At 69.4% G+C, this 10,644-nt stretch carries 9 protein-coding genes; 7 read left to right on the top strand and 2 right to left on the bottom strand.

The window, feature by feature from the left end; all coding sequences use genetic code 11:
• Window positions 1-44: 44 nt before the first annotated feature.
• The 6 genes from ACFSVL_RS16315 to ACFSVL_RS16340 are packed head-to-tail and all read left to right on the top strand — an operon-like array spanning window position 45 to window position 6,558.
• Window positions 45-1,499 carry an aldehyde dehydrogenase family protein gene (locus ACFSVL_RS16315; protein ID WP_378304955.1) on the top strand — a complete coding sequence of 485 codons (1,455 nt, stop codon included), beginning with the start codon at window positions 45-47 and terminating at the stop codon, window positions 1,497-1,499.
• Complete coding sequence (locus ACFSVL_RS16320; protein ID WP_378304957.1) at window positions 1,496-3,148, top strand: hypothetical protein; 1,653 nt, start codon at window positions 1,496-1,498, stop codon at window positions 3,146-3,148. The genes ACFSVL_RS16315 and ACFSVL_RS16320 overlap by 4 nt, the downstream gene beginning before the upstream one ends.
• Window positions 3,149-4,138: a membrane dipeptidase gene (locus ACFSVL_RS16325; RefSeq protein ID WP_378304959.1), complete on the top strand. Its 990-nt coding sequence runs from the start codon at window positions 3,149-3,151 to the stop codon at window positions 4,136-4,138.
• Entirely contained in the window at window positions 4,135-4,827 is a 693-nt protein-coding gene (locus ACFSVL_RS16330) for a hypothetical protein (RefSeq protein WP_378304961.1), read from the top strand. The genes ACFSVL_RS16325 and ACFSVL_RS16330 overlap by 4 nt, the downstream gene beginning before the upstream one ends.
• A complete protein-coding gene (locus ACFSVL_RS16335) occupies window positions 4,824-5,228 on the top strand; it encodes a RidA family protein (RefSeq protein ID WP_378304963.1) in 405 nt (134 codons plus the stop codon). The genes ACFSVL_RS16330 and ACFSVL_RS16335 overlap by 4 nt, the downstream gene beginning before the upstream one ends.
• Window positions 5,218-6,558: an MFS transporter gene (locus ACFSVL_RS16340; RefSeq protein ID WP_378304965.1), complete on the top strand. Its 1,341-nt coding sequence runs from the start codon at window positions 5,218-5,220 to the stop codon at window positions 6,556-6,558. Before ACFSVL_RS16335 ends, ACFSVL_RS16340 begins: the two co-directional genes overlap by 11 nt.
• A gap of 288 nt (window positions 6,559-6,846) precedes the next feature.
• Here the strand turns inward: ACFSVL_RS16340 and ACFSVL_RS16345 are convergent, their stop codons facing one another.
• Window positions 6,847-7,509, bottom strand: coding sequence for a fasciclin domain-containing protein (locus tag ACFSVL_RS16345; protein WP_378304967.1), 663 nt, complete (start codon window positions 7,507-7,509; stop codon window positions 6,847-6,849).
• Window positions 7,510-7,573: 64 nt separating this feature from the next.
• The gene (locus ACFSVL_RS16350) at window positions 7,574-9,091 is read right to left on the bottom strand and encodes a molybdopterin-dependent oxidoreductase (protein WP_378304969.1); all 1,518 of its coding nucleotides are present in this window, start codon (window positions 9,089-9,091) and stop codon (window positions 7,574-7,576) included.
• Between the two features lie 185 nt (window positions 9,092-9,276).
• Here ACFSVL_RS16350 and ACFSVL_RS16355 point away from each other — a divergent pair, with 185 nt between their 5' ends.
• Complete coding sequence (locus ACFSVL_RS16355) at window positions 9,277-10,596, top strand: outer membrane protein assembly factor BamB family protein (protein WP_378304971.1); 1,320 nt, start codon at window positions 9,277-9,279, stop codon at window positions 10,594-10,596.
• Window positions 10,597-10,644: the final 48 nt, after the last annotated feature.

Consider the following 10,644-nt stretch of genomic DNA (forward strand, 5'->3'; position numbering starts at 1 on the left):
GCGTGATGGACGACAAGCACCGTCGCGAACGTCGAGGAGCACCCGTGGATCACGCATTGTCGTTGCAGCACTTCGTAGCGGGACGGTGGGTTCCCGGCGACGGACCGGTCGCGCAGAGTGCCGACCCGGCGGATCCCGCACAGATCGTGGCCGAGTACCGGACGGCCGGTCCGGAGCTGCTCGACGAGGCGGTGCGCGCGGCGGTCGCGGCGCAGCCGGAGTGGGATCGGCGGGGCACCATCGCGCGCGGTCTCGTGCTGCGGCGGGCCGCGGAGCTGCTGGCCCAGCGCGCCGAGTCGGTGGCCGCGTTGATGACCCGTGAGCAGGGCAAGACGCTCGCGGAGTCGCGCGGCGAGGTGGCCGCCTCGGTCGAGACGCTGCACTATCACGCGGGCCGTGCGCGTAGCGCCGACGGCGTGCTCTACCCGTCCGGCAACCCGGACGAGGTGGTCCGGACCGTGCGCCGTCCGCTGGGTGTCGTCGGCGTGATCACGCCGTGGAACTTCCCGGTGCAGATCCCGGCGTGGAAGCTGGCGCCCGCGCTGTTGTGGGGCAACGCCGTGGTGTGGAAGCCGGCCAGCGACACGGTCGCGCTGGCGGTCGCGTTCGCCGAGATCCTGATCGAGGCGGGCGTTCCGGGCGGTGTGCTGAACCTGCTGCTCGCGCCCGGTTCGCTCGGCGCGGAGCTGGTGGAGCGGCCGGAGCTGTCCGGCGTCACCTTCACCGGCTCGGTTCCGGTCGGCCGTGCGATCCAGGCCGCGGTCGTGCCGCGCGGGGCGAAGGTGCAGTTGGAGCTTGGCGGGCACAGCGCGGCGATCGTCCTTCCCGACGCGGACCCGGCGGAGGCCGCGGCGGCGCTGGTCACCGCGTCGATGAGCGGGGCCGGGCAGAAGTGCACCGCGGCCCGCCGGATCATCGCGGTCGGCGACGCTTACGACCGGCTGGTCGATGAGCTGTCCGCCCGGGTCAAGGGCCTGGTTGTCGGGCCGGGGACGACGCCGGGGGTCGAGATCGGGCCGTTGGTGTCCGCCCGGGCCGCCGAGGAGGTCGAGGGTGCGATCCAGCAGGCGGTCGACGAGGGCGCGACGGTGCTGGCTCGCGCGGATCGGCCGGAGGGCAGCGCGTTCGTCGCGCCGACGCTGCTGGCCGGGACGCCCGAGCTGACGATCAGCCAGGAGGAGGTGTTCGGCCCGGTCGCCACCGTGCTGCGCGCCGCCGACCTGGACGAGGCGATCCGGCTGGCGAACGGGACCCGGTTCGGGCTCACCGCGGCGGTGTTCACCGACGACGAGCGCGCGGTGCGGAAGTGCCTGCGCGATCTGGACGCGGGCATCGTGAAGGTCAACGCGCCGAACACCGGGTCCGAGGTGCACGCACCGTTCGGCGGGCTCAAGGACTCGTCGTTCCCCGCTCCCCGCGAGCAGAACGGCGAATCCGCCGCGGAATTCTTCACCTGGACCAAAACGGCGTACCTGCGGACTTCTCAGGAAAAATCGTGACCCGGCCAGCGGACGCCGCGCTCGCGCCAGCGGAGCTGGGTGCCGCCCGCTACACGCGGCACAGCTTCGCGCGGTCGTTCCTCCGCCAGGCGGCGCGGGAGCGCTGGACGGTCTCCACCGTCCGCTGGGAGTTCGATGACAACGGGCACGGAGAAGCCGTGTACCGGATCGACGCCGACGGTACGCTGCTGCACTTCGCGGTGTTTTCCACTGTACTGCAAGAAAACGAGCGCACCGACCGCGTGATCGCGAAGCGCTGGGACGTGACCGCCGCGCTGGTGGAAGGCCCAGTCCCGGACGACCGGCTGGCCGAGCTGCGTCGTGAAGTGCCTCGTCAGGAGGCGGGCCGGGCCGACGCCGCGACGCTGGTGTGGACCCGGGCGAACCGCAGCGAGCGATTCTTCGACTACGTGGTCGCTCAGCTGGCCGCCGGTGCCCAGCCGGACTGCGCCACGATGGGCGACGCGTGCTACATCCTGCGCAGCACCGCCTTCTACAGCAACGGAAAGTTCGGCCTCGCCGACTTCGACCGGCTCGCCGAGATCCCGCCGCTGCGGGTGCCGTACCGGGCACAGATGCTGGCCGCGTGGCTGCTGCGCGAGTTCAGCTACGACCTGGCCGAACACTGCGCCGCCTGCCGAAACCCAGCGGCGGCAACGCTTTCCGGCGACTGGCGGCGATACCTCGGCCTGGGGAACGCGACCGGGCTCGGCATGGTCCCGTTCGTGGTGAACCATCCGAGCATCCTCGACGCGTGGTGCTCGGCGCGGGAACTGCCGCTGGCCCATGCCCTCGACACTGCGGCCGACGCTGGCTCGGTGCGGCGGGCGAGCGAACTGCTGGACCGCGCGCGCCGGTACTTCCGCGAGCGCGACACCCTGACGACCGCGCCGTACCTGACTGGCCCCGAACTGGCTGACCGGCTGGACGGAATCGCTCGTATCCTGGCCGAATTCCCTGGCGGAGGCTTCCGGTGGCGGGACCTAGACGACCGGGTGGCGGAGTTCGGTGCGGAGGCACAGGCGGTGCTGCACACCGTCCTGGTCGAGCTGGACGACTCGCTCGACACGGCGATCGAGGAGCTGCTGACCTGCGACCAGCGCCGTCGGGTCGAGGTCGCCCAGACCTGCGGGCAGCTGCGCGACCTGCTGGCCGACCGGTACGACTGGACCCGCGAGTTCGACTTCACCGACCCGGACGAACAGGCGCGGTTCTGGTTTTCCGCGGAGGACAACGAAGAGCCGCGCCGAGGCAAGCGCGGACAGGACCCCGGCGAATCGATGGAGCACCCGATCGACGTCGCCCGCGCCGTGCACGCCCTCCGGCACGACCTGGCCGGAGCCGACTCGGGCCGGTCGGTGGCCGAATTCCTGCTGGAATTCCCGTGGCACCGCGGGATTGTCGCGCGAGTGCAGTCCGTCGCCGGGCTTCGCTACGGCGAGGTCCGCGCGAATTTGCTCGCCGACGATTTCCTGCCGTTGCACCTGCAGCGATTCCAGCTCGCCCTTTATGGCATGGAGAACTACAGCCCGCAGTCGACCGACTGGTTGCGCGTCACGCTCTTTTCGGGCGCGCCCCGGGCCGGTGACGTCGAGCCCGGAGTGGACGACGACTGGCTGTTCACCCGCAAGCCCAGAAAGGAGTCCTAAGTGGACCGCCTGGAGCACGGCGACCTCACGGTCGTCGACGGACTGCAGATCAACAACTGGGACCGCAAGGTACTGGAGGAGCTGAAAGCGGGCGGCGTCACCGGCGTCAACGCGACGTGCGCGGTCTGGGAAGGCCCGCAGGAAACGCTGCGCGCGGTGGCGGATTGGTACGAACTCGCACGGGAAAACTCCGATCTGGTCGTGCTCGCGGACAACGCCGACGACATCCGCGCGGCGAAACGCGACGGACGGCTGGCGGTGCTGCTCGGCTTCCAGAACACCTCGCCGTTCGGCGACGACTACCGGATGGTCGAGGTGTTCCGCCGGCTCGGCGTCCGCGTCGCGCAGCTGACCTACAACATCCAGAACCTCGTCGGCGGCGCCTGCTACGACGAACACGATTCCGGGCTGACCGCCTACGGCCGGTTCATCGTCGCGGAAATGAACCGCGTCGGGATGCTGGTCGACCTTTCGCACGTGGGGAACCGCACCTGCCGCGACGCGATCGACGCCTCGGCCGGGCCGGTGGCGATCACCCACGCGAACCCGCTGTCGTTTGTGGACTCTCCGCGCAACAAGCCGGACGACGTCATCGAAGCCCTCGCCGCGCGCGGCGGAGTGCTCGGCTGCTGCTTGTACCCCAACGTGATCGGCGGCGAGAAGACGACCCGGCGGCAGTTCTGCGACATGGTCGCCGGGCTGGTCGAGAAGATCGGGCCGGACCACGTCGCGCTGGGCAGCGACTGCACGCGCAACTGGTCGCAGGACTACGTCGCGTGGCTGCGCAACGGCCGCTGGCGACCCGCGTCCGCGGTGCCGGTGGAGCCGCAGTGGCCGGTGTGGCCGAGCTGGTTCGGCGGACCGGCCGACTTCCCGGTGCTCACCGAAGGCCTGCTCGAAGCCGGACTGCCGGAAACCGTGGTGGCGCAGGTGCTCGGCGGCAACTGGCTCCGGCTGTTCGACACGGTGTTCCCGGGAGCGGAGCAATGACCGCCGCCAGGGCCGAGCGGGTCTCGGCGGCCGAAACCGTGCGGACCCGGGTGTCCGTGCGGGAGATCCACGAGGTCGCCTTGCGTGCGCTGCGGGCTTCGGGGCTCAGCAGCGGCGAGGCGGAATACCTGGCCGAGGTAGTGGCATCCGCCGAGGTCCATGCGGGGGTCGGGCTCGATGCCTTGCGGACCGAGACGGCACGGGTTCCGGCCGGACGCGTCGGCTTGCGGCTGGAGCACTGCGACGGCTACGCCGTGGCGCACGACCCGGCATCACGCGGTCCGCTGCAGGCGTTCGTCCCGGCGTGCGAGACGGCTGCGGTCGTGGGCACCTTGGTGGTGCCGGGGATCGCGGGAAGCCCGGTGCTGGATTGGGCAGCGCTGGACGTTGCCGAGCGGGCCGGCCGGGCACTGTCCCTTTCGGACGGTGGCGAACGTACTGTCGTCACTCCGGACGGCGACCTGCTTCGGCTTCCCGCTATCGCCGAGCCGCGTCCGCCGGTCGCGGGTTTGGTGATCCGGCCGTTGTCCGAAGTTCCTGCTGGCGAAGTGCTTTCTACTGCGGGGGAACGGAAACAACGGCATCGCGAAGCGGTCACGAACGGTGTGGCTGTCTCAACTCCACTGTGGACTCACGTGTACTCGATCGCGCGCGGGTTCTTGATTCCGGACCACCGGGAGGGCCGATGACCGCGTCGCGCGAGCTGGTTGCGCATCCGCACGGACCGCGGCCGTACGCCGGTGCCGCTGTTTTCGGCGGAGTGATTTGGGCGTGCGGGCAGGTTCCGGCACGGCGGGACGGCAGCGTCCCGGAGGAGATCGACGAGCAGGTGCGGGTCGCCCTCGACAACCTCGAGGACACCTTGCGGGCCGCGGGAGGGAGCCTGCGCACACTGCTCAAACTGACGGTGTTCCTCGCCGACCTCGGCGAGTTCGACGCCTACCACCAGGCTTACCTCGACCGTTTCGCCGGCATCGACCTGCCGCCGCGGACCACGGTCCAGGTCGCCGGATTCCGGGGGACGAAACGCATCGAGATCGACGCCGTGGCGGCGGTCGGCAGCGAGGAGACCAACCGACATGAAGACTGACCGCGCATCGGACAATGTGGTCCGTGCGACCCTGGATTCCGCCAAGCTAAACGGGTTTCACCGCAAACTCGCGCTGTATTCGTCCGGCGGGCCGTTCCTGGACGGCTACATCCTCAGCATCATCGGCATCGCGCTGGTGCAGATCGGCCCGCAGTGGCAGATGGACGCGCTGTGGTCCGGCCTGATCGGCGCGTCCGCGCTGGTCGGCGTGTTCATCGGGGGAGCGGTGTTCGGCCCGCTCACCGACCGCATCGGCCGGAAACTGATGTACACGATCGACCTGATCGCGATCATCGTCTGCTCGGTGCTGCAGTTCTTCGTCGCCGACGCGGCGCAATTGTTCGTGCTGCGGCTGCTGATCGGCATCGCGGTGGGCGCGGACTATCCGATCGCCACCGCGCTGGTCACCGAATTCGCGCCGAAGGCGTGGCGGGCCCGGCTGGTCGGCGGGCTGAACGCGATGTGGTTCGTCGGCGCGACGGTCGCCGCGTTCGTCGGGTTCTTCCTGCTGAACGTGGACGAGGGCTGGAAGTGGATGCTGCTGTCGTCGGCGGTGCCCGCGCTGCTGATCGTGATCGCCCGCACCAGCATTCCGGAATCGCCGCGCTGGCTGCACGGCAAGGGCCGCGACGCCGAAGCGCTGGAGGTGCTGCGCACGACGATCGGCGAGCACGCGTCGCTGGACGATCTGCCGGAACCGGAAGCCAAAACCCCGTTCTCGGCGTTGTGGCGGAGCGGCTATCTCAAGCGGGTCGTGTTCATTTCGGTGTTCTGGACGTGCACGGTCGTCCCGCTGTTCGCGATCTACGCGTTCGGCCCGCAGATTCTCGAACTGTTCAACCTCGGCGACGGCAACCTTTCGCACCTCGGCTACGGGCTGATCAATTTCTTCTTCTTCGTCGGCAATGTCGCCGCACTGCTGCTGGTGGACCGGCTCGGCCGTCGCCCGGTCCTGATCTGGGGCTTCGCGATTTCCGCCGCCGGGCTGTTTTACCTCGGCCTGCAACCGGGTGCCGCGCTGTGGCTGATCACGCTGGCCTTCGCGGTGTACGCGGTGTTCAACGGCGGACCGTCCATTCTGGAATGGATCTACCCGAACGAACTGTTCCCGACCGACATCCGCGCGTCGGCGGTGGGCCTGTGCACCGGGATCAGCCGGATCGGCGCGGCGATCGGCACCTTCGCCACACCGTGGTCGCTCACGAATCTCGGGCTGTCGGCGACGATGTACATCGCCGCCGGGATCGCCGCGCTGGGCGCGATCGTGAGCGTGTTCATGGCTCCGGAGACCAGGAATACCGACCTGAACGTGGCTTCTTCGCTCAGCTGATCGTGAGTGGCTATGCCGGTTCTAACCGGCATAGCCACTCACAAGACCCCACGCGCGGCAGGCCTGCTGCGACGGCGTCGGCAGCGCGGCGCCGGGAAGCCAGGGCGAGCGCGGCCCCAATGTGGCATTGGGTGCGTGGGACGCACCGAACGCCACATTGGGTGCATCTGACGCACCCAATGCCACATTGGGGCGCATGGCCGCTGCGCAAGCCCGGCACCCAAGTCTCGTGAGTGGCTGTGCCGGTTCTAACCGGCACAGCCACTCACGAGGCCCGCGCCGGTTGGCTCAGTTTTTGTTGGTGCCCGGGGTGAGCACCTTGTCGATCACGAAGACGGTCGCGTTCTTGGTCGGGATGTTGCCGCACAGGACCTTCGCCCCGTTGACCGTCATGTTCTCGCCGGAGCCCTCGATCTTCAGCGGCCCGCCCGCGGCGTTCAGCGAGGTGACGGTACCGGCCTGTTCGAGGCCCTTGGCGTCGTAGCGCTTGCCCGCCACGTGGTACTGCAGGATCGGCGCGAGCTGGTCCGGCTTGCTCGCCAGTTCCTTGAACTTCGCGTCGCCGAGCGCGTTGAACGCCGGGTCGGCCGGCGCGAAGACGGTGATGGCCTGCTGGCTGTTGAGCGTGTCGACCAGGTTGGTGGCCTTGACCGCCGCGACCAGCTTCGTGAGCAGCGGGTTCGTCGAGGCGGCGGACGCGACCGGCTGCGGGCCCATCGAGTCGAGCGAGCCCGGCGCGCTGCCCTGCGGAAGCTGGGAACAGGCGGGACCGAACACCTGGTCGTTGGTGGTGACGCCGGAACTGCTGCTGGACATCGGTGCCGACGATGGTGCCGATGACGGTGCCGCCGGCGGGGCGCTGTCCGCGGCCTTGTTGTCAGTGCTGCTGCCGCACGCGGTCAGGGCGAGAGCGGCGACGGCGCCGATACCGGCGAGGCGAAGGGTCTTCACGGGAATTCTCCGTTCACAGTGGACTGTTCAGCGGGTATTCGGCACCAGGGCGGAGCCGGATTGGTCAGGAAGCGATAAAAGTGGTCGAATGCCAGCCGGTCGCCCCGTCGGGCACGGTGCCAGCGCGTGCTTCGGTCTGCGTGTAGCCGGATTTGTCCTTCGCGCGCACGAGAACCTGATGCGTTCCGGGCTTCACCGAGATTTGGGTCCACCACATCCGCCAGGTGTTCGTATTCACCTCAGCGGACAGCGTTGTCGGCTGCCAGGCACCACCGTCCACTTTGATCTCGACGGCGGTGATCCCGGTGTGCTGTGCCCAGGCGACGCCCGCGATCCGCACCGCGCCGGACGGAACCGTCGCGAACCCTTTGGGCGTGTCGATCCGCGATTCGGTTTTGATCGGCGCTTGCTCGCCCCAGCCGCGCCGGAGCCAGTACGCCTGGCGCGCTTTCCAGGTGGTGACCTCGATGTCCACCACCCATTTGACCGCCGAGACGTAGCCGTAAAGCCCGGGAGTGACCAGCCGCGCGGGAAAACCGTGTTCCAGCGGCAGCGGTTCGCGGTTCATCCCGATCGCCAGCATCGCGCCGCGCGACCGGTCCAGCGCGGCGGCGACCGGGGTGCCGGACGTCCAACCGTCCACACTGGAACAGAACAGCTGCTCAGCACCGGGCTGTACTCCGGCTTCGGCCAGCAGATCGGCGAGATCGACGCCGATGAAGTTCGAAGTGGACACATAGTCGCCACCGACCTCATTGGACACACACGTCATCGTGACGGTGCGCTCGACGAGCGGCCGGTCGCGGAGATCGCGATAGCGGTACCGGACCTCCCGCTCGACCATCCCGTGGATCCGCAGGCTCCAGTCCTCGGCCCGCACCTGCGGAACGGACAACGCGGTGTCGACCCGGTAGAAGCTCCGGTTCGGCGTGAGGAACGCCGGGGTGCCCAGCTTGGCGAAATCCGCGTCGGCCGGGATCGGCGGGGCGGGAACCGCGGGCACGAGCGGCCCGATCGCCGCCCGGGAAGCGGTCGCGTCTCGGGTGCCGCTGATCAGCTGCCCAGCACCACCGAGGACACCGGCGCCAACGACAGTCCCGACACTGCCCAGCAAGAACGACCGCCGGGAGGATTCCGTCGCCTGCTGCCGCGACGCGATCCGGTGCAGCAGCAGGAAAACCGCGACCCCGACGAGCAAACTGACCAGGGGAGCCAGCAACGCGACGACGGTCAGGTCCGGCCGGGCGGCTACCGCGACTCCGCCGATCAGTCCAAACGCGACAATGATCGCCGCCCCCGGCCACGGCGAGCGCCGCGACAGCACCCCGGCCGCGGCGGACACGAGCAGCAACACCACCGCCATGCCGCCGAGCAGGACCGCTTTGTCGTAGGTGCCGAACGTCCGCACCGCGAAGTCCTTCAGCGGCAGCGGCGTCAGATCGATCGCCCCGTTGCCGACCGCGAGATAAGGCGAGGCGTTGACGTTGCCGAGCGATGCCGCCAGATGTCCGGCGGCCAGCGCCGCGACCAGGGCGAGCACTCCGCAGAGCGCCGCCGGGAGGATCCGCAGACGGGAGGTCATGCCGGGCATTCGCGGCCGGACCGGCGGCGGATGGGTCGGAGTTTCACCCGTCCGGGCGGGCTTCGACGTCCGGGACGCCTTTTTCGCCGCAGTTGTGCGATCTCGTGCGCATCCGGCCGTTCGTTCGGCTAGGTTCCCGTGCTGACTCCGAATGGAGCAGTGGGTTCCGGAGAATGGGGATGCCGATGCGGCGAACGTTGATCACAGTGGCCTGCCTGGGGGTGCTGGCCGCCACGGCCGCGTGCGGCGAAACCGTCCCCCAGCTGCCGACCGACCTCGGGGGACCGGTCGGGCAGCAGCCGCCCGGCTCGTCCGCCCAGCCGGAGGCGGTGACCGCCGATCCGCCGCTGGCCTTCGACATCGGCAAGGGCGTCTCGCTGCCCAAAACGTCGCTGCAGGCCAACATGGGCGGCTCGGTGACGTCGAAGTTCATGACGCTGCGCGACCGCACCGGCTACATCATCGCCCCCGAATCGCTGAGCGCGGTCGACGTGCTCACCGGCGGCGAGAAGTGGAACACCAAGATCGAGGGCCCGCCCGCCGACCCGAACGCGCACAAGGGGCCGTTCGTCGAGCAGAGCGGCCCGCGCCCGCCGCTCGTCACGGACAAACTGGCCGTCGGCGCGGTCCCGCTCCGGATGCCCGAGCAGGGCACCACGCCCGGCTATGTCGCGCTCGCGGTGATCGCGGTGAACCCCGAAACCGGGGCCAAGGCCTGGCAGACGAACGCGAAAATCACCGACGACCAGTACGGGATCAGCGGCGGCCGTTCGGTGACGCACGTCGTCGGGGTCACCGACAAGGCCGTGGTCGCCAGCTTCGCGCAGTCGGACCACCAGCTCACGGTCGGGCTGGACCCGGCGACCGGGAAGCAGCTGTGGGAGCGCAAGGACTACGACGCGGGCAGCCTGAACGGCGACGTCGTGGTCGGCGTCGACTCCAACGTGGCCGAGAACTCCTCGATGGTCCAGGCGACCGCCCTCGACGTCGCCACGGGCCAGCAGAAATGGGTCGCCGCCGCCAAATCGAGCGCGGTCGAGATTCTCCAGGGCGACCCGGCGATGGTGGTCCTCAAGGCGAGCGAGTACAGCTCCGGCCACGCTTTCCTGAAGTTCGTCGACCCGGCGAGCGGCGCGGAGAAGTTCTCGGCGGAAGGCACCCGGAACCTGGGCCCCGACTCGTACGGTGACTGCCTGTACGACGAGCAGTCGGTGCTCGCCTGCACCGACTCGGGCGTGCTGACCGCGTACGACGCCAAGGCCGGGACCAAGCTGTGGAGCCTGCCGGATCAGGCCGCGAACCGCGTCCCGCCGGGCGGCCTGACCGTCGCCTGGCACGGCGCGCTGTACGGCTACACGAGCGGGAAGCAGCCGATCGTTCTCGACGCGAAGACCGGCAAGGACCTGTCGACCAGTGTCGGCTTCGTGCCAGCCTGGGTGAGCAAGTACGGGGCGGCTGGTGTCGACAAGGAGGGCTCGCCGAAGGCCTACCCGGTCAAGAAGTAGCTCCGGTCCGTGAGGGGAACCCTGAGGGAATCAGCGTCCGTGAGGGTT

The organism is Amycolatopsis silviterrae, assembly GCF_042684085.1.
Taxonomy (GTDB): Bacteria; Actinomycetota; Actinomycetes; order Mycobacteriales; family Pseudonocardiaceae; genus Amycolatopsis; species Amycolatopsis silviterrae.